Origin of the sequence: Pseudochelatococcus contaminans (assembly GCF_014195635.1) — a bacterium.
GTDB lineage: Bacteria > Pseudomonadota > Alphaproteobacteria > Rhizobiales > Beijerinckiaceae > Pseudochelatococcus > Pseudochelatococcus contaminans.
In genome coordinates this window covers 840,600-866,977 of sequence record NZ_JACICC010000001.1, presented here as the reverse complement: position 1 = coordinate 866,977, position 26,378 = coordinate 840,600, and the positions used below count along the sequence as shown (strand labels likewise).

28 protein-coding genes are annotated in these 26,378 nt (G+C 61.6%); 22 read left to right on the top strand and 6 right to left on the bottom strand.

Annotated features, from left to right (window positions below; all coding sequences use genetic code 11):
• The first annotated feature begins 149 nt into the window (after positions 1 to 149).
• Positions 150 to 752 carry an NAD(P)H:quinone oxidoreductase gene (gene wrbA, locus FHS81_RS03725; protein WP_183750649.1) on the top strand — a complete coding sequence of 201 codons (603 nt, stop codon included), beginning with the start codon at positions 150 to 152 and terminating at the stop codon, positions 750 to 752.
• Positions 753 to 846: 94 nt separating this feature from the next.
• Here the strand turns inward: wrbA and FHS81_RS03720 are convergent, their stop codons facing one another.
• Positions 847 to 1,848 (bottom strand): L-threonylcarbamoyladenylate synthase, encoded by a 1,002-nt coding sequence (locus tag FHS81_RS03720; RefSeq protein ID WP_246374473.1) that lies wholly within the window; start codon positions 1,846 to 1,848, stop codon positions 847 to 849.
• Between the two features lie 172 nt (positions 1,849 to 2,020).
• Here FHS81_RS03720 and corA point away from each other — a divergent pair, with 172 nt between their 5' ends.
• The 11 genes from corA (at position 2,021) to FHS81_RS03665 (ending at position 13,412) form a co-directional block, all read left to right on the top strand.
• Positions 2,021 to 3,061, top strand: a complete 1,041-nt coding sequence (corA, locus tag FHS81_RS03715) for a magnesium/cobalt transporter CorA (protein WP_183750647.1) — start codon at positions 2,021 to 2,023, stop codon at positions 3,059 to 3,061.
• 81 nt (positions 3,062 to 3,142) lie between these two features.
• Positions 3,143 to 4,816 carry a DNA repair protein RecN gene (gene recN, locus FHS81_RS03710; RefSeq protein ID WP_183750646.1) on the top strand — a complete coding sequence of 558 codons (1,674 nt, stop codon included), beginning with the start codon at positions 3,143 to 3,145 and terminating at the stop codon, positions 4,814 to 4,816.
• A 2-nt stretch (positions 4,817 to 4,818) separates the two neighbouring features.
• Positions 4,819 to 6,954 carry an NAD-dependent DNA ligase LigA gene (ligA, locus tag FHS81_RS03705; RefSeq protein WP_183750645.1) on the top strand — a complete coding sequence of 712 codons (2,136 nt, stop codon included), beginning with the start codon at positions 4,819 to 4,821 and terminating at the stop codon, positions 6,952 to 6,954.
• Between the two features lie 3 nt (positions 6,955 to 6,957).
• Positions 6,958 to 7,701 carry an AzlC family ABC transporter permease gene (locus FHS81_RS03700; protein WP_183750644.1) on the top strand — a complete coding sequence of 248 codons (744 nt, stop codon included), beginning with the start codon at positions 6,958 to 6,960 and terminating at the stop codon, positions 7,699 to 7,701.
• Positions 7,698 to 7,997: an AzlD domain-containing protein gene (locus FHS81_RS03695; RefSeq protein ID WP_183750643.1), complete on the top strand. Its 300-nt coding sequence runs from the start codon at positions 7,698 to 7,700 to the stop codon at positions 7,995 to 7,997. The genes FHS81_RS03700 and FHS81_RS03695 overlap by 4 nt, the downstream gene beginning before the upstream one ends.
• Positions 7,998 to 8,009: 12 nt before the next feature.
• A complete protein-coding gene (locus tag FHS81_RS03690) occupies positions 8,010 to 9,083 on the top strand; it encodes an RHE_PE00001 family protein (protein ID WP_183750642.1) in 1,074 nt (357 codons plus the stop codon).
• A 208-nt stretch (positions 9,084 to 9,291) separates the two neighbouring features.
• Positions 9,292 to 9,942, top strand: a complete 651-nt coding sequence (locus tag FHS81_RS03685) for a CoA transferase subunit A (protein WP_183750641.1) — start codon at positions 9,292 to 9,294, stop codon at positions 9,940 to 9,942.
• Positions 9,943 to 9,944: 2 nt separating this feature from the next.
• A complete protein-coding gene (locus tag FHS81_RS03680) occupies positions 9,945 to 10,643 on the top strand; it encodes a 3-oxoacid CoA-transferase subunit B (protein WP_183750640.1) in 699 nt (232 codons plus the stop codon).
• A gap of 237 nt (positions 10,644 to 10,880) precedes the next feature.
• Positions 10,881 to 11,666 (top strand): transporter substrate-binding domain-containing protein, encoded by a 786-nt coding sequence (locus FHS81_RS03675; RefSeq protein ID WP_183750639.1) that lies wholly within the window; start codon positions 10,881 to 10,883, stop codon positions 11,664 to 11,666.
• A gap of 235 nt (positions 11,667 to 11,901) precedes the next feature.
• Entirely contained in the window at positions 11,902 to 12,624 is a 723-nt protein-coding gene (locus FHS81_RS03670; RefSeq protein WP_183750638.1) for an ABC transporter permease, read from the top strand.
• Positions 12,621 to 13,412, top strand: a complete 792-nt coding sequence (locus FHS81_RS03665) for an ABC transporter permease (protein WP_183750637.1) — start codon at positions 12,621 to 12,623, stop codon at positions 13,410 to 13,412. Before FHS81_RS03670 ends, FHS81_RS03665 begins: the two co-directional genes overlap by 4 nt.
• A 26-nt stretch (positions 13,413 to 13,438) precedes the next feature.
• On the opposite strand, the gene sseA is transcribed toward FHS81_RS03665, so the two are convergent.
• The 3 genes from sseA to FHS81_RS03650 all read right to left on the bottom strand — a co-directional run bounded on the left by sseA (position 13,439) and on the right by FHS81_RS03650 (position 16,380).
• Complete coding sequence (gene sseA, locus FHS81_RS03660) at positions 13,439 to 14,302, bottom strand: 3-mercaptopyruvate sulfurtransferase (RefSeq protein WP_183750636.1); 864 nt, start codon at positions 14,300 to 14,302, stop codon at positions 13,439 to 13,441.
• A gap of 114 nt (positions 14,303 to 14,416) precedes the next feature.
• A complete protein-coding gene (infC, locus tag FHS81_RS03655) occupies positions 14,417 to 14,947 on the bottom strand; it encodes a translation initiation factor IF-3 (RefSeq protein ID WP_183750787.1) in 531 nt (176 codons plus the stop codon).
• Between the two features lie 185 nt (positions 14,948 to 15,132).
• Positions 15,133 to 16,380, bottom strand: a complete 1,248-nt coding sequence (locus FHS81_RS03650) for a glycosyltransferase family 4 protein (protein ID WP_183750786.1) — start codon at positions 16,378 to 16,380, stop codon at positions 15,133 to 15,135.
• Positions 16,381 to 16,428: 48 nt separating this feature from the next.
• Between FHS81_RS03650 and FHS81_RS03645 the strand changes: the two genes are divergently transcribed.
• Positions 16,429 to 17,223 carry an alpha/beta hydrolase gene (locus tag FHS81_RS03645; protein WP_183750635.1) on the top strand — a complete coding sequence of 265 codons (795 nt, stop codon included), beginning with the start codon at positions 16,429 to 16,431 and terminating at the stop codon, positions 17,221 to 17,223.
• 131 nt (positions 17,224 to 17,354) lie between these two features.
• On the opposite strand, the gene FHS81_RS03640 is transcribed toward FHS81_RS03645, so the two are convergent.
• A complete protein-coding gene (locus tag FHS81_RS03640) occupies positions 17,355 to 17,783 on the bottom strand; it encodes an Hsp20 family protein (protein ID WP_183750634.1) in 429 nt (142 codons plus the stop codon).
• Between the two features lie 253 nt (positions 17,784 to 18,036).
• Here FHS81_RS03640 and FHS81_RS03635 point away from each other — a divergent pair, with 253 nt between their 5' ends.
• The 7 genes from FHS81_RS03635 to FHS81_RS03605 all read left to right on the top strand — a co-directional run bounded on the left by FHS81_RS03635 (position 18,037) and on the right by FHS81_RS03605 (position 23,125).
• Positions 18,037 to 19,050 carry an ArsR/SmtB family transcription factor gene (locus tag FHS81_RS03635; protein WP_183750633.1) on the top strand — a complete coding sequence of 338 codons (1,014 nt, stop codon included), beginning with the start codon at positions 18,037 to 18,039 and terminating at the stop codon, positions 19,048 to 19,050.
• Positions 19,051 to 19,062: 12 nt separating this feature from the next.
• Positions 19,063 to 19,986 (top strand): methylenetetrahydrofolate reductase [NAD(P)H], encoded by a 924-nt coding sequence (gene metF / locus FHS81_RS03630; protein WP_183750632.1) that lies wholly within the window; start codon positions 19,063 to 19,065, stop codon positions 19,984 to 19,986.
• A gap of 220 nt (positions 19,987 to 20,206) precedes the next feature.
• On the top strand, positions 20,207 to 20,983 hold the full coding sequence (locus FHS81_RS03625) for an SIR2 family NAD-dependent protein deacylase (RefSeq protein WP_183750631.1): 777 nt from the start codon (positions 20,207 to 20,209) through the stop codon (positions 20,981 to 20,983).
• Between the two features lie 15 nt (positions 20,984 to 20,998).
• Positions 20,999 to 21,748, top strand: a complete 750-nt coding sequence (gene lipB / locus FHS81_RS03620; protein ID WP_183750630.1) for a lipoyl(octanoyl) transferase LipB — start codon at positions 20,999 to 21,001, stop codon at positions 21,746 to 21,748.
• Positions 21,745 to 22,161 (top strand): DUF1489 family protein, encoded by a 417-nt coding sequence (locus FHS81_RS03615; protein WP_183750629.1) that lies wholly within the window; start codon positions 21,745 to 21,747, stop codon positions 22,159 to 22,161. The genes lipB and FHS81_RS03615 overlap by 4 nt, the downstream gene beginning before the upstream one ends.
• Before the next feature lie 168 nt (positions 22,162 to 22,329).
• A complete protein-coding gene (locus FHS81_RS03610) occupies positions 22,330 to 22,629 on the top strand; it encodes a hypothetical protein (protein WP_183750628.1) in 300 nt (99 codons plus the stop codon).
• Between the two features lie 7 nt (positions 22,630 to 22,636).
• Complete coding sequence (locus FHS81_RS03605; RefSeq protein WP_183750627.1) at positions 22,637 to 23,125, top strand: DnaJ domain-containing protein; 489 nt, start codon at positions 22,637 to 22,639, stop codon at positions 23,123 to 23,125.
• Positions 23,126 to 23,252: 127 nt separating this feature from the next.
• Here FHS81_RS03605 and FHS81_RS03600 read toward each other — a convergent pair whose 3' ends face one another.
• Entirely contained in the window at positions 23,253 to 24,725 is a 1,473-nt protein-coding gene (locus FHS81_RS03600; protein ID WP_183750626.1) for a serine hydrolase, read from the bottom strand.
• Positions 24,726 to 25,132: 407 nt separating this feature from the next.
• Between FHS81_RS03600 and FHS81_RS03595 the strand changes: the two genes are divergently transcribed.
• The gene (locus FHS81_RS03595) at positions 25,133 to 25,462 is read left to right on the top strand and encodes a phasin family protein (protein ID WP_183750625.1); all 330 of its coding nucleotides are present in this window, start codon (positions 25,133 to 25,135) and stop codon (positions 25,460 to 25,462) included.
• 553 nt (positions 25,463 to 26,015) lie between these two features.
• Positions 26,016 to 26,351 carry an ATP-dependent Clp protease adapter ClpS gene (gene clpS, locus FHS81_RS03590; RefSeq protein WP_183750785.1) on the top strand — a complete coding sequence of 112 codons (336 nt, stop codon included), beginning with the start codon at positions 26,016 to 26,018 and terminating at the stop codon, positions 26,349 to 26,351.
• Positions 26,352 to 26,378 lie beyond the last annotated feature (27 nt).

The following is a 26,378-nucleotide window of genomic DNA, read 5'->3' as shown; positions in this document are numbered from 1 at the left end:
CATTTTGACCATTCCCGGAGCACGGTGGCAATGGTGTCATCGTTTCCCGTTCCTTGCAAATTTGCAAGCAACGGTCTGCGGACTTACCTGCTGTCAGACCATCCAACGATGATATGTTGCCGCACCTGTCCCTGAAAGGAGCACCTGCGATGGTTGCGAAAGTTCTTGTCCTTTACTATTCCACCTATGGTCATGTCGAGCAGCTTGCCTACGCGGTCGCCGAAGGCGCTGCCGCCGAGGGCGCGGAAGCCGTTGTGAAGCGCGTGCCGGAAACCGTGCCGGAAGAAATCGCCCGCAAGGCTCACTTCAAGCTCGATCAGAAGGCTCCGATCGCCACAGTCGAGGAACTGCCTGAATACGACGCCATCATCTTCGGTTCGCCGACCCGCTTCGGCTCGGTTACCTCGCAGCTGCGCTCCTTCCTCGATCAGACGGGCGGCCTGTGGGCCAAGGGCGCGCTGATCGGCAAGGTTGGCTCCGTCTTCACCTCCACCGCCACCCAGCACGGCGGGCAGGAGTCGACCCTCATTACCTTCCTGCCGACGCTGCTGCATCACGGCTTCGTCATCGCTGGTCTGCCTTACTCTTTCGATGGCCAGACGCGTCTGGACGAAATCGTCGGCGGCTCTCCCTATGGCGCAACGACGATTGCTGCTTCGGATGGCAGCCGTCAGCCGTCGCAGGTCGATCTCGATGGCGCGAAATTCCAGGGCGCTTATGTCGCCAAGCTGGCTGCCAAGCTTAAGGCCTGATACTTCTTTTCAAGCCGAGGCGCTATCTGTGCGTTTTGCGAGCATTGTCACGAGAATGGGCGGCCTTCGGGGCGCCCTTTTTCGTTGGGGTGCGTTATGCGCGGGGCGCGGCGGCGCGGCGCAGACGGTCATTGATCGCCTCCCCAAGCCCATCGTCGAGAATCGGAGCGACGGCGATTGTCCTGATACCGGGCAGGTCCAGTGCCCGCAGGCCGGAAAAAAGTCGCGCAGCGGCTTCTCTCGAATCGCCCGCCGGACTCAGGTTGAAGACCGCTGCTGCATGCTCCGTTCCCGGAACGGGATCGCCGAACAGTAAGGCGGCCTCGCCGGATTTGATCTGCGTGGCATCAAGCCGCACGTATGCGCGCGGCGCATAGTGCGATGCAAGCTGGCCGGGGGCAACAGGCGCGGAATCAAGCCCGCTGTCATCCGTCGCTCTATGCGCAGATGTGTCGTAGGGAGGGCTATCGATTCTCTCGCCGAGCACTTCCTCCAGTGCTTCTCTGGTCACGCCGCCGGGGCGCAGCAGCACCGGCCTGTCGCCAAGGCAGGAAACGATGGTCGATTCGACGCCGACATCCGTGTTGCCGCCATCGATCACTGCGGCGACCCTGCCATCGAGATCGCCCAGAACATGCGCTGCCGTCGTTGGGCTCACGCGTCCCGAGCGATTGGCAGACGGTGCAGCGATGGGCCGCCCTGCCTCGCGCAGCAGCGCACGCGCCACAGGGTGCGCGGGCACTCGCACGGCAATGCTGTCAAGGCCCGCGGAAGCCAGATCGCATATAGGACAACCGGCTGCCTTGGGCACCACGAGGGTCAGCGGCCCCGGCCAGAACGCATCGGCCAGCTTGCGGGCGGTGGCGTCAAACATGCCATGCCGAAAGGCTTCTTCACTGTCTGCATAGTGGGCGATCAGCGGGTTGAAGCGCGGGCGCTCCTTGGCTGTATAGATAGCGGCCACCGCTTCCGGGTTGGTTGCGTCCGCGCCGAGGCCATAGACGGTTTCCGTGGGGAAGGCGACCAGGCTCCCCTGGCGCAGCAGCGCGCCTCCACGGGCGATATCCTCGGTGACAGAAGTGAGCAGCAGTGTCATATCTGGCGAATCGTCAACAGTTGTCATGGATTGCAGGTATAGGTGTCTTTTACCAAACGGGAAACGGCTGTCGACACCGGGTAGCGTTGACGACGGTTTGAGCCCCGCATAAGCATCTTGTCACGCGTATGCCGTTGCGTTTCCGCGACGGATCAAATCAGGGATTATCGGTATGCTGATCGTCTACAGCGTCGCGCCTGCGGGCGTGCAACCCCGTGGCGGCAACAATCACGCCGATGCGGAAGTGTCTGCCGACACGCCGCTCACCGGCTCGCGCCTCGTGCGACACCAACTGGAGCCCGGTGAGCCCATACCGGCTGATGCATTGTGGATCGATCTCGTCCAGCCGACCCGCTCCGAGGAGCGCCTCGTCGAGCAAACCCTGAACATCGAAATGCCGACTCAGGAGGATATGGACGACATCGAGGCCTCCGAGCTTCTCTACCATGAGAATGGCGCGCGCTATATTACCGTCAAGCTTATCGTCGCTGTCGATGACGAGCCGGACATGGCCGGCGTTACCTTCGTGCTGAAAGGCAACACGCTGGCGACCGTGCGTTACGACGAGCCACGCGCATTCCCGATGTATGTCACCCGCGCCTCACGCGCGGGCGGGGCGGGCACCACCGCCGATGCCATTTTCCACGGACTGATCGAAACCGTCATCGACCGCACGGCCGAATTGTTGCAGGCGACGGCGGAGCAGATCAACGCGCTTTCGCGCTCGGTCTTCGATCCCAAAAGCAAGGCCGCCAGCATTGCTCATCAGCAGACGCTGCGCTCTCTGGGCAGCGCCGGCACCCTCATCGCCATGAGCCGCGAAAGCCTGGCCTCGCTGGAGCGCGCGCTGCTGTTCATCACGGCCAGCTATCGCGGCACGGGGGCAGCGGGCGATCTGCGCAAGGATATCCGCAGCACCCTGCGGGACATCCAGTCTCTGGAGGAATATGCCAATTTTCAGTCCGGCAAGGTCCAGTTCCTGCTTGACGCGACGCTCGGTCTCGTGAATCTCGAACAGAACAACATTATCAAGTTGTTTTCGGTCATGTCGGTGGTGTTCATGCCGCCGACGTTGATCGCCTCGATCTATGGCATGAACTTTCAGGACATGCCCGAACTGGGTTGGGACTTTGGCTACCCCGTCGCCATCATTGTGATGATTATGGCGGCCGTCACACCTTACTTTTTCTTCCGCTGGAAGGGGTGGCTGTAAACAGGGGTTGTTGCCAATATGTTCCGGCCGCTTTATAACTGATTCCAACGCCCGGCCGGGGCATGCGGATACTCCTGAGCGATGCTTGTTCACCTTTCGATACGTGACATCGTGCTGATCGATCGCCTCGACCTCGCCCTTGGTGCGGGGTTGACGGTGCTGACCGGCGAAACAGGCGCGGGTAAATCCATCCTGCTTGATGCGTTCGCGCTTGCGCTCGGCGGGCGCGGCGACGGTTCTCTGGTGCGCCACGGCGAGGCGCAGGGCCAGGTGACGGCGGCGTTCGAGGTGGCTGAGGCACATCCCGCCCGCCGGGCCGCGGCGGAGTTCCTGGATGACGGTGAAGACCAGATCATTCTGCGCCGTGTTCAATATGCGGACGGGCGCACGCGGGCTTTCGTGAATGATAGGCCCGTCAGCGCGCAGACGTTGCGCGGCATCGGCGTGCATCTGGTGGAGATCCACGGCCAGCATGACGATCGCGCCTTGACCGATCCCGCATCGCATCGGGCCATTCTCGATGCGCTCGGCGATCTTGGGCCGCAGGTGGAGGCGGTTGCGGTGGCCTATCATGCTTATCAGCGTATTCGGAAGGAACTGGCCGCGCATACCGAGCGCGTCGAGACAGCGCGTCAGGAAGCCGATTTTCTTCGCCATGCCGCCGACGAGTTGGCCACGCTGAACATCGAGGCAGGCGAAGAAGAGGCACTGGCCACCCGCCGCCAGATCATGATGCAATCCGAAAAAGTCTCGCGTGAGTTGCAGGAGTCCTATGACGCTGTCGCGGGCCGCGCTTCGCCTGTTGCTGTCATTTCTGCCGCCGTGCGCCGGCTGGAGCGGCGGGCCGATCAGGCGCCGAACCTGATCGCGCCATGCGTGACCGCGCTCGACGAAGCCCTGAACGCCATCGAGCTTGCCGGCTCGGCGCTTGAGCAGGCACTGCGCGAGGCCGAATTCGATCCGCGTGAGCTTGAGCAGACGGAAGAGCGGCTGTTCGCCATCCGCGCGGCAGCCCGTAAATTCAATGTGATGTCGGACGAGTTGCCCGTGCTGCGCGAAAAATTCGAGGCTGATCTGGCTGCGCTCGATGCCGGTGAGGGGCGGCTCGCCGCGCTGTCGTCGGAATTGGCGGCGGCGGAGGCCACGTATCTCGCAGCGGCGCGCGAACTGAGCAAGGCGCGTCAGGCGGGAGGTGCGCAGCTTGATGAAGCTGTCAATGCGGAGTTGCCGCCACTCAAGCTGGAGCGGGCGCGCTTTATGACGCAGGTTGATACGGATGAAACCATCCGCGCACCGGATGGCTTCGACAAGGTGGAATTCTGGGTACAGACCAACCCCGGCACCAAGCCGGGTGCGATGATGAAAGTCGCGTCCGGTGGTGAGTTGTCGCGCTTCATGCTGGCGCTGAAGGTCGTGCTGGCGGATCGTGGTTCCGCGCCGACACTGGTTTTCGACGAGATCGATACCGGCGTCGGCGGTGCGGTTGCGGACGCCATTGGTCACCGGATGGAGCGCCTGTCGGCGGGCGTTCAGGTGATGGCGGTGACGCATGCCCCGCAGGTTGCAGCGCGTGCCGTGCGGCATCTGCTCATCGCCAAGGAGATGGTTCCGGCGGGAGATGAGGAACGCGTCGCCACCCGTGTTGCGCCGTTGGAGCACGATGAACGGCAGGAGGAAATTGCCCGCATGTTGGCCGGTGCAACGATCACGGCCGAAGCCCGCGCCGCCGCCATCCGGCTGCTGAAGGGGGCGTGAGCATGGCTGCTGATTTGCGCACCGTCGACGTCGCGGTGCTGACCCCGCGCGAGGCGAAGCGGGAGCATGAGGCGCTGGGCCAGGATATTGCTGCCCACGACATGCGTTATTACAACGAAGATGCGCCGACCGTATCGGATGCTGAATACGATGCGCTGCGGCGGCGCTACGAGGCGCTTGAGGCCCGGTTTCCCGCGCTCCGCGATGGCGAAAGCCTGTCCCTCAAAGTGGGGGCAAGACCTTCGGAGAAATTCGCCAAGGTTCGCCACGGCGTGCCGATGCTGTCGCTGGCCAACGGTTTCGATGACGAAGACATTGCGGAGTTCGTCGCACGGATTCGTCGCTTTCTCGACCTGCCCGCGGATGCCCCGCTTGCCTTCACGGCCGAGCCGAAGATCGACGGCCTTTCATGCAGCCTGCGCTATGAAAAGGGCGAGTTGGTGCGGGCTGCGACGCGCGGCGACGGCGAGGTGGGCGAGGATGTCACTGCCAACGTGATGACGGTCTCCGGCATTCCGCATCGCCTCGCGGGGGGCGGTGTGCCGGATGTCATCGAGGTGCGTGGCGAAATCTACCTGCGGCATGAGGATTTCGCGGCACTCAACCGCCGCCAGCAGGAGGCGGGAAGGCCGCTGTTCGCCAACCCGCGTAACGCGGCGGCGGGATCGCTGCGGCAACTCGATCCTGCGATCACGGCTTCGCGCCCATTGGCATTCTTCGCCTATGCATGGGGCGAGGCCACGGCGCTGCCGGGCGATACGCAATATGGCGTCATCGCCGGATTCGGACGGTGGGGTCTGCCAATCAATCCGCTGATGAAGCTCTGCCATTCGGTGGAAGAACTTGTAGCGCATTACCGGGCCATCGAGATGGAGCGGGCCACGCTCGGTTACGATATCGACGGTGTGGTTTATAAGGTGGACAGCCTTGCCTTGCAGGCGCGGCTGGGGTTCGTCTCGCGAAGCCCGCGCTGGGCGCTGGCGCATAAGTTCGCGGCTGAACAGGCGACGACTGAACTGCTCGCCATTGAGATTCAGGTTGGGCGCACCGGCGTTCTGACACCTGTCGCGAAGCTGCGTCCGGTCACGGTGGGTGGTGTCGTCGTTTCCAACGCGACGCTGCATAATGAAGATGAAATCGCCCGCAAGGATGTGCGCGTTGGCGACACGGTGGTAATCCAGCGCGCGGGCGATGTCATTCCGCAGATTGCAGGGGTTGTGGCCGAACGGCGTCCGCCCGGTTCGGTTCCCTACGAGTTCCCGCATTCATGCCCGGTATGCGGGGCGCATGCTGTGCGGGAGATCAACCCGCGCACAGGCCGGCAGGATGTGGCCCGCCGCTGCACGGGTGGGCTGACGTGTCCGGCACAGGCGGTTGAGCGGCTGAGGCATTTTGTTTCCCGCAACGCCCTTGATATCGACGGGCTGGGCGAAAAGCAGATCGAATATTTCTATGCCGAAGGTCTCGTGCGCAGCCCGCAAGACATCTTCACGCTCGCAGAACGCGATGCGGGAAGCATGACACCGCTGCGTGCGCGGGAAGGGTTCGGCGACACCAGCGTCCGCAACCTGTTCGCCGCCATAGATGCACGCCGGAATATGCCGCTGAACCGCTTCATCTTCGCGCTGGGCATTCGCCATGTCGGGGATACCACGGCGAAGTTGCTGGCGCGTCATTACGGCAGCTTCGACGCTTTCCGGCAGGCGGCGATAGCGGCGGGGCAGGGCATTTCGGCTGAGGTGCTCAATAACGAGGCCTGGGCGGAACTCACTTCCATCGACGGCATCGGCCCGGTGGTTGCGGATGCTATCGTGGCCTTTTTCGACGAACCGCATAACATCGAGACCCTCGACGCACTGCTGGCGCAGGTCGACCCTCAGCCCATGGAGGCATTGGGCGGCGATAGCCCGGTGGCAGGCAAGACGGTTGTCTTCACAGGGTCGCTGGAGCGGATGACGCGCGACGAGGCGAAGGCGATGGCCGAACGTCTCGGGGCGAAGGTCGCGGGATCGGTTTCGGCGAAGACCAACCTCGTCGTGGCTGGCCCCAAGGCGGGTTCGAAGCTTGAGCGTGCAAAGGAACTGGGCATCGAGGTCATCGATGAAGCCGCCTGGCTCGAACTGGCTGGTGCGGGCTGATCCATGACCGTTCAATCCGAGTATCAATCATCGACGGCTGATGAAATCAGGCAGGGGCTTGCGGATATCGCTCCTGTTCTGGTGGCAATGGTGCCCATCGGGCTGCTTTTCGGCGCGATCTGCACCACAAAAGGCTGGGCGGCATCGGACGTGTGGCTGATGTCGACGCTGGTGTTTTCGGGCGGAGCGGAGTTCGCCGCCATCGGCCTGTGGAAATGGCCGATTCCCTATCTGGCGTTGTTCGTATCCACGGCGCTTGTCAGCGCACGTCACATTTTGATGGGCGTCTCGCTGGCACCGAAGATGCATGCCTTTAAAGGTTGGCGGCTGTGGGCAGCGGCGTGGTTCATGACAGATGAGGCGTGGGCGCTGGGCGAACGGCGGGCGCGTCGGCAAACCATCACGGTCGCCTATTGGTTTTTCATGGCGGTGCCGGTGCATCTCGTGTGGGTGGCGTCGACGGTCACCGGGTCCATGGTGGGGCCAATGCTGGGTGATCCGGCGGCGATTGGTCTCGATTTCGCGTTCACCGCGTTGTTCATCGGTCTCATCGCGGGTTTCTGGAAGGGCGCCACCACCGCATGGGTGCTGGTTGCCAGCGGCGGTGCATCGGCTTTGGTAGCGCTGACAATCGGTGAGCCCTGGAACGTGCTCGCCGGCGCGGCGGCCGGGATCGTGGCTGCATGGTTCACGGCTACGGAGCCGGATGAGCCGGAGTCTTCATCGCCAGAGGGGCATCTGCTGTGAGCATCGATCCGGGAATGCTGCTGGCAATCGCGATGATGTCCGCCGTCACCTACTTCACCCGGCTGGCGGGATTTTTGCTCGCAAGTCGCCTGTCTTTACGAGGCCGCGCGCGGGCCGCCATTGACGCAATCCCTCCTGCTGTTCTTTTCGCGCTCATTGCTCCCGTGGTTCTGACCCATGGCTGGCCGGAAACGCTGGCTGCGGCTGCGGCAGGTATCGCCGCGCTGCGCCTGCCACTGTTAGGCGTGATCGCCATCGGGATCGCTGCCGTGGTCATCTTGCGTGCCCTGTTTTAACGGGCCGGGGCGATGATCGGAGCGCATCAACCTCCCGCTGAACTGACGATTCCTGAAAGTTTGCCGTTGTCACAGCTCATCGCGCCTCTCGTGGCGGCTGAAGATGCGTTGGCGCGCATGGATGAGCGCCTGCGCACAAGTCGCATCCGAGAGGGCTTCATCTCGCGTCTGCATTATGCGGATGCGTGTGCATCGATGTGGCTCGAAGGCGAACTGGTATCGCTGGAAGATCTGGTGCTTCATGACGCGGCGGCGGATGTCCGCGCCCCGACGCCGCAATTGGCGCGTGCCCGGACGGTCCTGCGCACGCGGCGCATCATCTCCGATCAACCGCCGGGCCGGGCACTGGAGCGCGGCGGCCTGGCCTTGCTGTCAGGCAAACCGGCAGCCGATAAAGAGTTCGCCACCGAAATGTACCGGCACGGCAGCAGGTCGGCCGATACCGACGAAACAGGACTTGACGACGCGCTTTCGGCGTTGGACGAGGTTCTCTCGCGCACTGGCCGGGTTTTGTCGGGCGAAAATATCGAGACTCCTCCATCGCCCGCGCTGACGCCAACAGAAGATCTGCGCCGCATGGCTGATTCGCTTGAGCACCTGCCGCCGTTGCTGGCTGCGGGGCTGCTGTGGGATCGGTGGGAGGCGCATCCGCCTGCTTCCGGGCGGGCATGGCTGGGGCGGCAATTGGTTGCGGATTATCTGCGCGCGCGTGGAAAGGCGGCCGCGCATCTGCCCGCGATCAACAGCGGTCTGCGTGCTGTTCCATGGGAGCATCGCAGGGCGCGGGACGGCGGCGCCCGCCTGCGGGCCTGGCTTGAAGCGGCTCAGGCCGGTGCGCTTGCGGGCCTGCGCGAGCATGATCGCCTGGTGGCGGCGCTGGCGACGCTTGAGCGCAAAAGTTCTGGCCGCCGTGTCACGTCCCGTCTTCAGGATCTCGTTGAATTGGCCGCCGCGCATCCATTATTGACAGCGGCGACAGTGGCGCAGGCACTGGGAATAACCCAGCGCGCGGCCCGAAATCTCGTCGCCGAACTGGGGCTACGGGAAACAACAGGTCGTGGGCGGTATCGTGTCTGGATGTTGTAACCTCTCCAGCCTATGCTGAAATGCTGACAATAATCTCCTGTTTGGAGCACCGACATATTCCTTTCATCGTTGTAGTGCAGTACCAGTCACAACTGGAACGACTTGTGCGCAATTCTGGGATCGGCGACATTCGTTTCGCCGCTGAATCAGGTATTGCCGACACGGCGTTACGGATTTTGCTCTGCGTTCGTACCGACTGGAGGTCACGATGAAAGAAGCGATCACGCCGCAACAGGCTGCGGAGATCATCCCGGATGGCGCCGTATTGGCCATCGGCGGTTTCATGGGCGTGGGCTCGCCCCACCGCGTCATCGATGCGCTGGTGGAAGCCGGTCGCAAGGATCTGACGGTCATCGGCAACGACGCCGGCCGTCCCGATTTCGGCATTGGCCGTCTCGTCCATGCCCGCGCAGTGAAGAAGCTGATCGCCTCTCACATCGGTCTCAACCCCGAATCGCAGAAGCAGATGATCGCAGGCGAGATGGAGATCGATCTCGTACCGCAGGGAACGCTGGCCGAGCGCCTGCGCGCTGCCGGCCACGGCCTTGGCGGCGTACTGACCAAGACCGCCATCGGCACCATCGCCGCCGAGGGTAAGCGCATCATCGAGATCGACGGCGAGGAATGGCTGTATGAGCCGCCGCTGCCGGCTGATTTCGCGCTGATCCATGCAGATCGGGCCGATTACATCGGCAACCTCACCTATCAGCTCACCGCCACGAACTTCAACCCCATCATGGCGATGGCCGCGAAAACCGTCATCTGCGAGCCGCGCGTCATTGTGCCAATCGGCGTCATTCCGCCGGATGACGTGCGCACTCCCGGCGTCATCGTTGACCATCTGATCGCGAGGGTCTGATCATGGAAGCACTTGAAATCATCCAGCGTCGCGTTGCGCGCGAGCTCAAGCCTCTCTCGCTGGTCAATCTCGGCATCGGCCTGCCTACCGGCGTGTCGAAGTTCGTTCCGGACGAATATTCCGTGTTCTTCCAGTCCGAAAATGGCATCATCGGCATGAGCGCCCGTCCGCCGGAAGGTATGGAAGACGAGGATCTCACGGACGCCGGTGGCGGTTTCGTGTCGGCGCTTCCGGGTGCCGCGACGATCGATAGCGCCATTTCCTTCGGCCTCATCCGTGGCGGTCACGTGGATGCAACCGTGCTCGGCGGCCTTGAAGTCGACGAGAACGGCCAGCTCGCCAACTGGGTCGTGCCCGGCAAGATGGTGCCCGGCATGGGCGGTGCGATGGATCTCGTGACCGGCGCTCGCCGCGTGCTTGTCGGCATGCAGCACACCGCTCGTGGCCGCCCGAAGATTGTGCCCAAGTGCACGCTGCCGCTGACCTCGCTTCGCCGCGTGACGCTGATCATCACCGATCTGGCTGTGATTGAACCCACCGACGATGGCCTCGTGCTGCGCGAACGCGCTCCTGACGTTTCGGTCGAAACCATCCTGGAAAACACGACGGCCAAGCTCATCGTGCCGGATACCGTTCCCGAAATGGAACTGAGCATCCGCACGCTCGAAGAGGCGCGGCGCGCAACTTCCGAAGCAGCCTGATCGACAGGCGCCCTGATGATTTGAAACGCGGTGGGCATCTTGCCTGCCGCGTTTTCTTTCCGTTAACTAGCAAAATAGCGCTGCATGATTCCCGGTCCGACAGAGTTGTGGTCAAGGTTTCGGCAACGTGCGGTCAAACCGTGTCCGAAATCCGGACTTCGGTTCTCTCGCGTTCAGGTCGAGTGATCGGTTTGAATGGCGATTGCCGTTAAGTGAAAAAACAGAGGGGAATTACAGATGCGCCGTCTTGCCTTCACCGTATCCGTCGCCGCCATTATGAGTGCGGCCCTTCCGCTGGCTGCGCCCGTGGTTGCCAAGGAATGGAAGACCATTCGAATTGCCTCCGAGGGTGCCTATCCGCCCTTCAACTACACGGATCCGTCGGGCAAGGTCGTTGGCTTCGAGATCGAGCTCGCCGAGGCTATCTGCGAAAAGGCGCAGGTGACATGCACGTTCCAGGCGCAGGATTGGGACGGCATTTTGCCGGCATTGCTGGCGGGACGTTATGACGCTGTTTTCGCTTCCGTCTCGATCACCGACGAGCGCAAGAAGCAGGTCGCATTTTCCAAGCCCTACCTCGTGTTGCGTGCCAGCGTCGCGGTGCCGAAGGATTCGCCGCTGACCGATGCGTCGCCCGAGAGCCTGAAGGGGAAGGTGCTGGGCGTGCAGTCCTCCACCAACCACACCAACTATGCCGAAGGCGTCTATAAGGGCTCCGATATTCGCCTCTACCCGAACCAGGACGAAGCGAATACCGATCTGGCGGGCGGACGTATTGACGCCACGATGGCGGATAAGCCAACCATCGTCAACTTCCTGCGCAGCAAGGAAGGGCAGGCATGCTGCAAGCTGCTGGCTGATCTCGACAATGTGTTCGAGTATCACGGCGAGGGCATCGGCGCCGCCGTGCGTAAGGAAGATACCGAGCTGAAGGCGCTTCTCGACAAGGCCATTGATGAGGTGCATGCGGACGGCACCTTCCAGCGCATCGCCGATAAGTATTTCGACTACAAGCTCGACTGAACGATCTGCCGCTGCATTTGACATGTGGGCGGTTTTAAGGTTTGACAACGGTCGACGTCGAATTCCGGAGGGTGGGATGCCACCTTCCGGAATCGTGCTTTTATAGACATTGTCCCGGTTCGGGGCCGTATGCTGTTCCTCAAGCCGCCAGCGTTTGCCGAAAGGCTTCGCGCGGCCAAGATCAATGATGATTCCATGATGCGTGTCACGCAGGGGTGGACGCAGGGGCGCGCGGATGTCGGCGTCTGAACTGCTGAGCCTGTTATCGTTTGGTGAAGGTGGATGGGGCGACGAGCTTCTTAAGGGAGCGCTGCTCACCATTGCCCTCGCCGTCGTCACATTTCCGTTCGGCATAGGGCTTGGGCTGCTGCTGGCGCTTGCGCAGCGTTCCGGCGGGCGCATCGCGCGCAGTCTTTCCGTGACATTCACATGGGTTTTCAGAGGCTTGCCGGAGCTTCTGACGCTGTTTCTCGTATTTTATGGCGCGCAGATCGGGTTGCGGCAACTGTTTGCCACTATTGCGCCGGGCGTGATTATCGAGATTCCCGCGTTCCTCGCGGGCGTCGTCGCGCTTGGAGTTGTCAATGCATCCTACGCGAGCGAAGTCTGGCTCGGCGCTTTCACGGCCATTCCGCGTGGTCAATATGCGGCAGCGGCGGCGCTTGGTCTGTCGCGTAGCCAGACACTGCGCCTTGTCATTTTCCCGCAGCTCCTGCGTGTCGCACTGCCGGGCATCGGCAACCTGTGGATGGTGTTGCTGAAGGATACGTCGCTCGTCTCTGTGATTTCGCTCACCGAGTTGATGCGTGCCACGCAGGTCGCAGCGGGCGCGACGAAACAGTATTTCGTGTTTTATGTGCTGGCGTTCGGTGTTTATCTGGCGATCTCGGCCATTTCCGGCGAAGCGTTCGGGCACCTCGAACGGCGTAGCGCGCGCGGGCGGGAGCGTGGAGCATGAGCGAAATCATCGCTTCCGTCACCGGCCAGTTGCATGCCGCGCTGGTTGCGCTGTTCGGCTTTCTCTTTATTCCGTTCGGCGACCCCGAACTCTGGGAGCGGTATGGCAATCGGATTGTGTCCGGTCTTGGCATCACCATCCAGATCGTCATCATCACCTGCACCATCGGCACGGTGCTCGGGCTGATTGCGTCCTTTGCGCTGGCGTCCGGTAACAGATGGCTGCGCGCGCCTTTCCGGCTCTTCAGTTATTCGGTGCGCGGTACGCCGCTGCTGGTGCAGCTTTTCCTCGTGTATTACGGCGGCCTTCAGTTCCGTGGCACGCTCGAAGCGCTGGGTGTGTGGTGGTTCTTCCGTGAGGCGTGGTACTGCGTGCTGCTCACCTACACGCTCAACACCGCCGCCTATCAGGCTGAAATCTTTCGCGGCGCAATCGCTGCTGTTCCGCAGGGGCAGTGGGAGGCGTCGCGCGCGCTTGGTATCGGGCGCTGGCAGGCCGTGCGGCTCGTTATCCTGCCGCAGGCGATGGTTATGGCGTTGCGGCCGCTTGGCAACGAAGTCATCCTGATGATCAAGGCCAGCGCTTTGGCGGCGCTCGTGACGGTGCTCGATCTGATGGGCGAGGCGCGTTATGCGTATTCGCGTACCTACGATTTCACCATCTACATCTATGCGGCAGTGCTGTACCTGATCCTTGTGGAGATCACCCGCCGCATATGGCTGGTGCTTGAACGTCGCCTGACACGGCACATACCCGATGCGACGGCCTCACCCCCGCCGGGTGCATAAGCAGATCCGGCGGGAAGCGCGCGAATTTATTTTGCCGGTCCGGTCTCGACCGGCAGATCCTGACGCGAGCCCCAGTCAGACCACGAGCCGTCATAGAGCGCTTTCGCCGGTTTGCCGATAATGTCCAGACCCAGCGCCAGAACCGCGGCTGTGACGCCAGACCCGCAGGTGACGATGACCGGCTTGTCGGTATCGACGCCTGCGCTCTCGAAAACCTGCGCAATGTCGTCCGGCGTCTTCAAGCGCCCGTCATGGATGATTGCGCTGTAGGGAACGTTGCGGCTGCCCGGAATATGCCCGGAGCGCACGCCCGGGCGCGGTTCTGCGGCCTGTCCCTGAAATCGCGGTGCGCCGCGCGCATCGACGATTTGAGACGTACCGCTGCGAACGTGCGCGAGCACCTCTTCTGCATCGACAGCTTTTTCCAAAGCCGGTTTTACGGAAAATGTCGTGGGTGGGCGCGTGACATGTCCGGATTCGACTTTCAGGCCCAGCCGCTGCCATTCCGGGAAACCACCATCCAGAACATAGATGTTTTCGAAGCCATAATGGCGAAAGGTCCACCAGACGCGTGCGGCTGAGAAAAGACCCGCGCCATCATAAACGACAATCGTATCGCTATTCGAAAGACCGAGCGCTCCCACCGCAGCGGCAAAATCGGCTGGCGGCAGCAACGTATGAGGCAGGGGGGATGTTTTGTCGCTGATCGCATCAATATCGATACGAATTGCACCGGGAATGTGCGCAGCAAGATATTCAGCTTCGGGATCGCGTTTCTGGTCCGGAAGATACCAGGAACCGTCAACTACGACAACAGACGGGTCTTGCTCCCCATCGCGAAGTCCGAGTTTTTCAGCAAGCCATTCTGGCGACACGACAGGCGAAGACATAATGCACTCCCGGAATCGGCGGGCGGTTCATTGGTGAACCGCCCGGGGAGGGCATTGTGCTCGTGCGATCAGGATGGCGCAAGACTTGATAAAGTCATAAGCGCCATGCCGTTATCAACGCGGCGCAAGTATCATGATCATCTGACGGCCTTCGAGCTGCGGCTCGGTTTCAACCTTGGCCGTGTCGATGGTATCCGCCTTGACCCTGATCATCAGCTTATAGCCGATATCCTGGTGAGCCATTTCGCGGCCACGGAAACGCAAAGTCACCTTGACCTTGTCGCCTTCCTCGAAGAAGCGATGCATCGCCTTCAGTTTGACGCCATAATCGTTATCGTCAATACCCGGGCGAAGCTTGATTTCCTTCACCTCAACAGTCTTCTGGCGCTTACGTGCCTCGGCTTGCTTCTTCTGCTCAAGGAACTTGTATCTTCCGTAGTCGAGCAGCTTGCAAACCGGCGGCTCCGAGTTCGGAGCGATCTCGACGAGATCAAGCCCGGCTTCCTCAGCCAGACGCAGAGCATCGAAAAACGACACGACGCCGCGGTTCTGCCCTTCCTCATCGATAAGCTGAACTTCACGGACGCCACGAATATCTCTGTTGGCGCGCGGCCCTTCTTTTTGCGGAACCGCTAACGATCTTATGGGACGGCGAATGGCTGTTGTCTCCTGATTGACGACGGGCAGGTCGTGGACAAGTCCCGGATCAACCGAACAACAGACTGCCTTTCCTGCCGCGACGCTAAGCCTCGATAATGAGGAACATTTGCACAAAGTCCCGTAAAGTCAATAGCATCAACGTCTGCAGCGACAGAAAAACTGTTCTTCTATCACTGCTTCGGCGGTGCGGCGCGGCCGCCCAGCAGGTGCCCGTAGACGTCAAGTGTCTCGTTCACCATGTATTCCAGCGAGAAATGCGCTTCCACATGCCGCCGCGCCCTTGTTGTGAGCGCCTGACGCGCGGAGGCGCCAAGGGCGAATACTTCGTTGATCGCATCGGCCAGCGCTTCGGCATCGCCGGGCGGTGTGCGCCAGCCCGTGCGCTCGCTGACGGGCACTTCGGGCGGGCCTAGTACGGTTTCGGGCACGGCCCCCAGGTCCGACACGATGGCTGGCGTGCCCATCGCCTGCGCTTCCACCGCCACGCGGCCAAACGCCTCCGGCTCGATCGACGGCACCACGACGATGGCGGAAGCGAGCAGGGCGGCGGGCATGTCCGTACAATGTCCAACGCGGCGCACGACGCCTGTGAGCCCCTTGTCGGTGATGTCCTTGTCGAGTTGGCGAACGTACCCGTCCCGCCCCTGCGGATCGCCGGCGAGGATGAACACGACGTCCTGAAGGCCCTGCTTATGGAGAAGGTTTGCTGCCTCGATCAACACTCGCTGCCCCTTCCATGCGGTGAGCCGCGCCGCAAGCAGCACGATGCGTTGATAGGGCGCGACATTCCATGTCTTGCGCAGGGCATCCACACGGTCCGGCTCGACCTTGTCCGGCCGATAGCGCGACAGGTCCGTTCCGCGATGAACGACCTTGATCCGCCCGAGGGAAACCGGATGTGCCGCTTCGATCAGTCCGGCGGTGTAGCGCGAATTGGCGATCACCACGTCGCCGCGCGCCATGACGGAGTTGTAGAACACCTTCGCGGAGGATTTGCCGGAATAGCTGCCATGGTACGTCGTCACGAACGGCAGCTTCAGCGTGCGAGCCGCGATGAGTGCAACCCATGCCGGCGCGCGTGAACGTGCGTGGATCAGGTCCACACCCTCGCGCCGGCAGATGCTCATGAGCTTGCCGACATTCATTGTCATGGCGAGCGGGTTCTTCGTGCGTGCGGGAAACGGAACCCAGATGCCGCCCATGGCCTGCAACTCGCCAACCAGCCGTCCGCCCTCCGTGGCGACGAGCGCGCGTGCACCGGCTTCCGCAAGACCGGCGGCGATATCGACGGTCGTCCGTTCCGCGCCACCGGCGTCGAGGTCCGGTACAATCTGGAGAACGGTGCGGCCCCTCAGGGGCTGCGATCCCCGGGGCAGCGCGTGGCCAGTGGGCGCTGCTTCGGAAGCGCGTGGTCGCATCGTCTGGTTCACCGTAGTAAAAGGCTGCAATAAGATTCGTTTCTGATCATGCTGATAGTGGAGTTGAACACAGTGAACCAGCCTAAACCGCAATATTTAATTAATTCAACGGCCAATGGCGATCGAAAACTCGTTTTTTTGCTGCGTGAGGGGCAGGGGCCGGCCGTGATATGGCTTGGCGGCTTCCGTTCTGACATGCGCGCCACCAAAGCCGAGGCGCTCGATGCCTGGGCGCAAAAGAACGGCCATGCGTTCCTGCGCCTCGATTATTCGGGGCATGGCGAATCGGACGGACGGTTTGAGGATGGCACGATATCCGACTGGCTCTCCGACGCACTCGCCGTTATCCGGGAGCGCGGCGGGCCGTCTCCCGTGCTGGTTGGGTCGTCGATGGGCGGCTGGCTGGCGTTGCTCGCCGCCCGGGCACTGGCGGGTTCGCCGTCTGCCCCATCGGCACTGGTCCTGATCGCGCCCGCAGTCGATTTTACTGAAAAACTAATGTGGGCTTCGATGTCGGAAGAACAGCGGCGTACCATTTCGGAGACCGGGCAATTGCTGGTGCCATCTGCTTATGGCGAGCCGTACCCGATCACGCGGCGCCTTATCGAGGACGGCTCAAGCCACAATCTGTTCGGCGCACCGATCCGTCCCGGATGCCCTGTGTCCATCCTTCAGGGTATGCAAGATCCCGACGTGCCGTGGCAGCATGCCCTTGAACTGGTGGAGCACCTGCCGGGCGAGGCCACGACGGTCACCCTGATCAAGGACGGCGATCACCGCCTGTCGCGCCCGCAGGATATCGATTTGCTCGTCAACACAGTGGATCGGGCTGTCCGGGCGTAACAAATGAAACGCCGCCGCATGAGCCATGCGGCGGCGCTGTTAACGTGGGTTTTGCGGAGCCGAAAACGCTTTAGTGGACGTTGACGGCCTCCAGATCATGCGCCCATGCGTTGGCGAAACTGCGGCCGCGATCACTCGCGCGCCAGAATATCGATCCGCCGGATGATGCGCTGGGCCTCCGGCCGGACGAGATCGATCGACAAGAGACCGTTTGCGAGGTCGGCCCCCAAAACCTCCATGCCGTCAGCCAGAAGAAACGACCGCTGAAACTGCCGTGCCGCGATGCCGCGATGCAGGTAGTGCCTGCTTTTGTCTTCTGTTTGCCGGCCCTTGATAATGAGTTGGTTTTCCTCAACCGTAATTTCAAGCTGCTCGCGCAAGAAACCCGCGACGGCCAGCGTAATGCGCAATCTGTCCGGGGCATCGGCCTCGCCGGGAATGCGCTCGATGTTATAGGGAGGATACCCGTCATTGGCTGTTTTCGTGACGCGATCGAGAGCACGCTCGATCTCGTCGAACCCGAGCAGGAACGGTGATGACAGTGATGGCGAACGAGACATTCCGAAGCCCTTTTTGGCACTTCGTTCCAGTTGATTCTCGCTCGACCCGCAGCGGCAGCATCGTGCGAAAACGGCGTTTCACAGATATGATCATCGTGCGGGGCAAGGTCAAGCCTTGCACTGGAATGGCTTTAAACATAAAGATATATTTATACGATAAGAAGAATCTCCTTGCGGCAGCTTCGTAGCGAGGTTTTTTTGATCACGCTGTTGCACGATTCCAGCTGTTGCATAATTTCAGGAGTGCTTTCCGATGCCGGCCCCCGCGCCCGTTTCCCTGTCGGCGATGCTGACCACGCTCAAAGCGGCGGGAGAAGAAACGCGTCTGCGCATATTGGCGCTGCTGACCGAAGGCGAGCTGAACGTCTCCGACTTGACGGATATTCTGGCCCAGTCGCAACCACGCATTTCGCGCCATTTGCGGTTGCTGACCGAAGCCGGCCTGATCGAGCGGCAGCGCGAAGGTGCCTGGGCCTTTTTCCGGCTTGCCGACCACAGCGCCGGCGCTGTGGCCGTGCGCGATCTCGTGTCGCGGCTGGATGTTCAGGACACGCAGTTGCAAGCCGACCGTGAGCGACTTCAGGCAGTGCGCCGTGCGCGGGCGGATGCGGCGCAGGCGCATTTCTCGCTCGTTGCCGGGCATTGGGATGCGATGCGCTCCCTCCACGTGCCCGAGGAAGCGGTCGAGGGTGCAATTCACGAAGCTCTGGCTTCGTTGCGGTTCAATGCGGTGTTGGATCTTGGCACCGGCACCGGGCGCATGCTCCAGCTCATTGCAGCGCAGGCGGAGCGGGCTGTCGGGGTGGATGCGAACCACGGCATGCTGGCCGTCGCGCGCGCCAATCTGGAGCGAGCCGGGTTGAGCCAGGTGCAACTCCGGCAAGGCGACATTCATGCCTTGCCGGTGGAACGCAACGCGTTCGATCTGGTGGTGATCCATCAGGTTTTGCACTATCTCGACGATCCCGCCCGTGCCATTCGGGAGGCAACGGCTGCGCTGGCGCCGGGTGGCCGGCTGCTGATTGTCGATTTTGCCGCCCACGAGCTGGAATTCCTGCGCGAGAAGCACGCGCATCGGCGGCTGGGTTTCACTTATGAACAGATGACCGGCTGGCTTGAGGATGCGGGGCTCGATGTCGTTTCGCATCGTGACCTGACCCCGCCCAACCCCGCGGCAGATCAACTGACGGTGTCGCTGTATCTTGCCCGCGACAGACGCATCATCACCGACACCATTCCCGATCAACCTCTGCACGCGATTGCCTGACCGGAGTTCCGCATGTCCTCCCACGCTAACCATTCCGGCTTTCGCGCCAGCAGAAATACGTCGCGCCCGGCGAGCGTCTCTTTCGAGTTTTTCCCGCCCAAAACGCCTGCCATGGAGGAGACGTTGTGGGCCTCCATCAAGCGGCTGGAGCCACTCAGCCCGGCCTTCGTGTCCGTGACATACGGTGCGGGCGGCACCACGCGCGAGCGCACGCATACAACGGTGAAGCGCATCGTTGATGAAACGCCGCTGCGCCCGGCGGCGCACCTGACCTGTGTTTCCGCAACGAAGGGCGAGGTGGATGACGTTATCCGCTCGTATCTCGATGCCGGCGTCCGCCATATCGTCGCGCTGCGCGGTGATCCCGCCGGCGGCCTCGGCACGCGCTATGAGCCGCACCCGGAGGGTTATGCATCGACACCGGCCTTGATCGAAGGCATCCGGGCTATCGGTGATTTCGAGGTGAGCGTCGCCGCTTACCCGGAGAAGCACCCGGAAAGCGATAGCTTCGCCGTCGATATCGATGTGCTGCGGCAGAAGGTGGATGCCGGCGCAACGCGGGCTATCACGCAGTTCTTCTTCGATAATGACGTGTATTTCCGTTATCTGGACAAGGTACGCGGAGCGGGCATCAACATTCCAGTGGTTCCCGGCATATTGCCGGTGCAAAACTTCCGCCAGACTGCGGCATTTGCCGAGCGCACCGGTGCCCACGTGCCTGCATGGCTGGCGCATCGCTTCGACGGGCTGGACGATGACGCCGAAACGCGTCGTCTGATTGCCGCTGCCGTTGCGGCGGAGCAGGTGTTCGATCTCGTGGACCGGGGCGTCACGGATATCCACTTCTACACCATGAACCGCGCCGATCTGGTTTATGCCATCTGCCATCTGCTAGGCTTGCGCCCGCCTGCCACCATTCAGCAGGCTACGGCGTAACGGGATGACGTCGCGCCCAAAGCGGGCGCGGCCATTCTTCTCTGGAAATATTCGGATCGACGCGCTATCTGCTAGGAGGCGGATGCGTCAGCGGCCTGCGATAGTCGCCACGGATGGTGACGTTCGTGTGTTGCAGACTAGGTGCGGACGGCATCCCGCGAACGGCGCGTTTCATGCTTTGGGACGCCATTTGAAGGGCGTTCCCGATGAGCGGTTTCCGATGAACGATTTCCTGGATAACAAAGTGTCCCGATCCACCTTTCGGGCGGAAGAGCGCTTGCCGCGTCTCGTGGTTTTCTCGGGTGCGGGGATCAGCGCTGAATCGGGGATCGCCACTTTCCGCGATAGCGATGGTCTGTGGCACGGGCACGATCCGCGCGATGTCGCGAATTACGACACATGGCGCGCCAATCATACGCTCGTGCATGAGTTCTATAACCATCGGCGCGTCGAGCTGGGGCGGGCTTCGCCGAACCTCGCCCATGCCGCGGTCGCGACATGGCAGCGGGCTTATCCGGGCCGGGTCATCAACATCACCCAGAACATCGATGATTTGTTCGAGCGCGCCGGTGTCGTGGATACGGTGCATCTGCACGGGTTCCTGCGCAATCTGCGGAACATCCGCACCGAAGAATTGCGCGATATCGGCTATTCCGGTTTCGACGCCACGACGGACCCGGACCGGATCATCAAGCCGGATGTGGTCTTTTTCGGCGAAATGGCGCCGCTCTATCGCGTGCTATCCGACATCGCCAACACTCTCGACGCCAGCGATACGGTCATCAGCATCGGCAGTTCGGGCGCGGTTGTGAATATCGACCCCATCGTGGAAATGACCGGCGCACTCGGCATCCTCAACGTGCTCGACAACGTTGTGGGTGCGATAGACGAACACGTCTGGGACAAGCGTTTTTACGAACCGGCCACGCTGGCCGTTCCGGCTATCGACGCCATCGTGCGCGAGCGCATGGGGCTGGCCGCATCGAGCGAAGTTTGAAGGCGTGCCGCTGATATGACAACATCCGCATCCTCGATTTCGGCTATAGACCGCGCTGATCTTGCCGGGGCATTTCTGCCTGTGCGCGAGAGTGAGCCCGTTGAGTGGATCGTTAGCGATTCCCCCGTGCCCTATGAAACGGCCGTGAGTTTCATGGAAGAGCGGGTTGCGGCTATTGCTGCCGGGCAGGCGTCCGAGGCCATTTGGCTGGTTGAACACCCTCCGCTCTACACGGCCGGCACGTCGGCGCAGGGCACTGATCTGCTCGATACGCAGGGGTTTCCAGTCTATACGACCGGACGCGGCGGGCAATATACCTACCACGGCCCCGGCCAGCGTGTGGCCTATGTCATGCTGGATCTGCGCCGCCGGGCCGCCAACGGCACGCCGGATCTGCGGCGCTTCGTTGCCGCATTGGAGGCGTGGGTCATCGACACGCTTGACGCCTTCAACATACGCGGCGAACGGCGGGAAGACCGGGTCGGCGTATGGGTGCGGCGTCCGGAAAAAGGTGAGGGCGTGGAAGACAAGATCGCGGCCATCGGCATCCGCGTGCGGCGCGGCGTGACGTTCCACGGTATCAGCCTCAATGTCGATCCGGAGCTTGATCACTACCGCGGCATCGTGCCCTGCGGCATTCGCGGTTTTGGCGTCACGAGCCTCGTTGATCTCGGTTTGCTCGTCAGCATGAGCGATGCTGATCTGGCATTGCGCGCGGCGTTCGAGCCAATTTTCGGCCCCACGCAAATCGGCAAAGCGCCGTGAGCGGTCTTAATCTGCTCAAGTTGTGCGTCGGCATCGACTCTGTGGCCGAACTCACTGCCTGGACGTCCCAACGTTCGGGCGAGCATAGCCATACAACGCGGATGTTTCCCAAGCGCAAAGACGAACTGCTGGCTGGTGGGTCACTCTATTGGGTGATCAAGGGGCAGATCGCATGCCGGCAGAAGCTGCTTGATCTGTGTGAGGTGCGGGGTGATGACGGGATTTCCCGCTGCCGGCTGATACTTGACGACGCGGTCGTCCCCGTGGTGCCGCGTCCGTTTCGCGCGTTTCAGGGCTGGCGCTATCTCGATATCAAGGATGCCCCACCGGACATCGGCGCCGGCGAAACTGCAGAAACCGCTGAGATGCCCGAAAGCCTGCGCCGCGACCTTGCCGCGCTGGGGCTTTTATAAAGCCTTTTATCCGGCATGACGCAAAAGCGATTTTGAAACAGAGCGGAAAAACAGCATAATCCGAGAATGCGTATGTCGGGCGATTCATGGATGTAGCTGCAAGCCTCATCGGCAAATGTGCTTCGCCACTAAACCAGTGCCAGATGCAGTCAGAAACGGGAGACCAAGGTGAAAACGCTGACAATCCTCTCGGGCTGTATGCTTCTGGCGGTTTCGGCCTTTGCATCTCCAGCCTTCGCACGTTCCGCAGATAATCAAGGGTGCGTTCAGCTTGGCGGCAGCAAGGCTGCCTCATCTGTGGCGGGGTGCAAGGGTGGGCCGCTACAGCCCGGCGATCCGCGCCTTGGTGCACCAGTCGTTCCACGTGCTGCCGAGCGCGGGGGGCCGGCCGGAAATTCCTTTCAGGTTGGCGGCTCGTCCGTAACGATCTCGGGTTCTGTCCGCGTTGAAGGAGTATTCTCACGGTGACGGCAGCATGATTTATTTGCTTGGCGGCGCTGTCGCCGTATGGCTGTTGTGGTGGCTGGGCCGTAACTACGCCGATGCCGATACGAAGCAACTTGCCGGGTTGTTGCGCAAGATCGGCGGCTGGGCCGCTATCGCAGTCGCGGCGTTGCTGCTGTTTCGCGGCCGGATCGATATCGCCCTGCTGCTGGGTGGTGCTGGCTGGTGGCTGGTGCAGGGACGGCGATTAGATACGTATCTGGGCGGCCGGTTTTCCGTCTGGGGAAAAAACGCTGAGCGAGATCCTCACGCGGGGCCTGTCAATCGCACGGGACAGGGGCGGATGACCGAAGAGGAAGCTCTTGAGGTTCTTGGCCTTCAACCAGGGGCGACGGAAGCGCAGATCCGCGAGGCCCACCGAACCTTGATGAAGCGGCTGCATCCCGACCAGGGGGGAACGAATTATCTTGCTTCCCGGGTCAACCAGGCCAAAGATGTCTTGCTGCATGGACATCGTTAAACGCTCCGCCCCTTGCTGTTACGCATACTGAAGGATAAGGCCGGGCTGAACTCCGGCTCGTCCGCGTCTGGTGTATCTCCCGGGCAGGAAAAGCATTTCCTGCTCCGCATCTTGTCGTTTCTGCCGATCAGCTCTTCGTGGCGAAGCAGTCGAAACCGCTACGCTTCAGGCTCTTGCACGCTGCCTGCGCGCCTTCCGGATCGAAGCCGGAGAACCGGGCGCGGAACAGCGTGACATTGCCGCGCACGACCTTTTCCGTGAACGGCGATGCATTGGCGAGCAAGTCGCTCGCGCGGCTGCGTGCCTGCTGCAACAGGTGATGCGCCTTGTCCTCGTCAGCAGATGCACCAAGCTGAATGATCCAACCGCTTGCGCCTGCCGCCGCGCGTGGTGCTGCTGCTACCGCAATTTGCGGCTGGGGAGCAGCGGCTGTGGCTGCGGCAACCCGCGCGACCGGAGCCGGCACCGATGCCGTCAATATGGACGTGTCCGGACGCGGTGCGGGGACAGGCGCCTCGGCATAAGCCAACGCGTTGGTGGTTGATCTGACCTGCGCACCGGAGGAAGGCGTTGCAGTTGCGGCATCTGCGGAAGCTACGACAGGCCGGATGTTCGAGAGGTCAACCGGCTTGCCGATGGCAAGCGGCACCGTATCCGACAGCGGCTGGGATGGCGGCACGAACACAGTGCGGCGCGGCGCCTCCGGCGGCGTTGCAGCGACGCGCAATTCCGGAGCGCGGGCGCTCGGCGCTTCCACGACGAAAGGCGTGCGGCGACGGCCTGAGTGTGCCTGCGGCAATGTCTGGCTAAGGATCTGCTCCATGCGGCGGTCGCGCTGCGCGCCCGACCGGCCACCGAGAACCGTGGCGACGACGTGGCGGCCGTCCGCACGCATGGACGTCAGAAGGTTGAAGCCGGAGGCGCGCGTGTACCCGGTCTTGATACCGTCGACACCTTCGACGCGACCGAGCAGCCGGTTATGGTTGCCGATGCTCTGCCCGGCATAATTGAAGCTGCGCGTACCGAAATAGGCATAATAACGCGGGAAGCGATCCTGAATCGCGCGGCCGAGAACAGAAAGGTCACGGGCGGTGGTGATGTTTGGCGGATTGGCGGGCAGGCCGTGAGGATTGCGGAAACTGGTCTTGCTCATGCCCAGCGCCCGCGCCTTGGCTGTCATCATGCGGGCGAATTCAGCCTCGGTTCCTGCGATGTTTTCCGCCACGACAACGGCGACGTCATTGGCCGAACGGGTGATGAGGGCCTTGATCGCGTTTTCCACTGTAATGGTGGCGCCTGCTCGCACGCCCAGCTTGGACGGCGGCTGGGAGGCAGCGTATTTCGTGACCTTGAGGTTCGTGCCAAGCTTGTAATGGCCGCTTTCGAGCTGCTCGAACAGCAGATAAAGCGTCATGACCTTGGTGATCGATGCTGGAATGCGTGGCGCGTCCGCATTTTCGGCGAACAGGGTGCGCCCTGTGTTCACGTCCACGACGATTGCAGCGGAAGGGGGGTCGTAAGCTGGTGCGGCGACGTTTCGCCGCGCTGCATCGGCAGGTGTCGCAACGCTCACGATGAGCGCCGCAGCCAGACCGGCCATGCCAGCATAGTTTCCGATGGACTGACGTCCTCGTACAACGCAACCCCAAATCATGGCCGAAGCCCCCGTTCCGGATGATGATTCACTGTTTCGACGCGGCGCACGGCTCGTCGCGTTCCCAACACAGTCAACGAACGTATAGGGACGCGGTTACGGAGGCGTTAATCCGCACCCAACTTCGGCATCGGATTTTTCCAACCGACGTTTTTGCAGTGCAACATGTGTATTGACATTGATTGTGCAGTGCACATATGGTGCGTATGGAACTAATGCGTCATTATCAGGCAGGTGCCGCGTAGCTTTTCGCGGAAAGCGATATGCGGTCCGCGCCTGGTTTTCCGGGGCGTTGAGTCACAGCATCAACCACCACGGGCGAAAACCCGGCTCTAGATATGAAGGAAACTGAGATGGCTACGCAGTACGATAACTTCCAGAATTTCGGTAAGGAAAACATCGAAAGCTCGCTGAAGGCTTTCAACGTGTTTTCAAAGGGCCTGCAGACGGTTGCCACGGAGCTGGTTGGCTATTCCAAGAAGTCGTTCGAGGAAGGTTCCGCTGCTCTGGAAAAGTTGGCTGCCACCAAGTCGCTCGACAAGGCCATCGAGGTGCAGACCGAGTACGCACGCAAGTCCTACGAGAACTTCGTTCAGGAAAGCGCCAAGATCGGTGAGATCTACAAGGAAATCGCTCAGGAGGCTTTCCGCCCCTACGAAGGCGCTTTCAACCGCGCGCGCTGATCGGTCACCGCCGCATGGCTTCGCCGCCGAGGTGATTCCAATGCGTTCAATAAGCTGCCCGCAGGGGGCATTTCGACCCCGGTGGGGCATCGGATAACCCGGCAAGGCAGCAGAATGTCATGAAGCGGCTCGATGCTCAGATGCATCGAGCCGCTTTTGTTTGTTTCGAGCTTTACCAATTGGCCGTAAAACGGATGGAACATCATAATCTTTCACGGCTCAATCCCCAGGGAAGGTTCGTAACGTAATTATCGGGCAAGGACTGGCAATGATCGCTTGCCACGACTAGATTGTGTATGGATGATGAACGGATCATAGTGACGCGTCGACGATGCGCGCTCTCATGCGATGAGCGCCGCGAATGACGTGTCGAGGCTGGAATCAGGGGCGCGGACGACGGCGTCGGGGTGTGGTGCATACGGCTATGACTGGGGCGGGAAAAGCGCTCCGCGCGTGGGAAACATTAAGCGTTTCACGCCGCGGAAAATCGATGGTCGGGAACGGAGCGACGCTCGCGCGCGTTTCGCCGGGTAAAGATGTGCCCGCCGTGGCCATGGCCGACAAGCGCTCCCGAACTGTTTCCGTGCCGGATGGGCCGGGCGCCTCGGTTCTGACGAGAACCCGCACGCGTGTACGCCGGCCGAATATGTACAGGGTTCTCCTGTTGAACGACGATTACACACCGATGGAGTTTGTCGTTCACATTCTGGAGAGCTTTTTTAACAAGAATAAAGAAGAGGCAACCCGCATCATGCTTCACGTGCACCAGACAGGTGTTGGTGAATGCGGAATTTTTACATATGAAGTCGCTGAGACAAAAGTAACGCAGGTTATGGACTTCTCGCGAAAACATCAGCATCCTCTCCAATGTGTCATGGAGAAGAGTTAAGGGCCCGCCAGCCGGAGAAAGGATCCT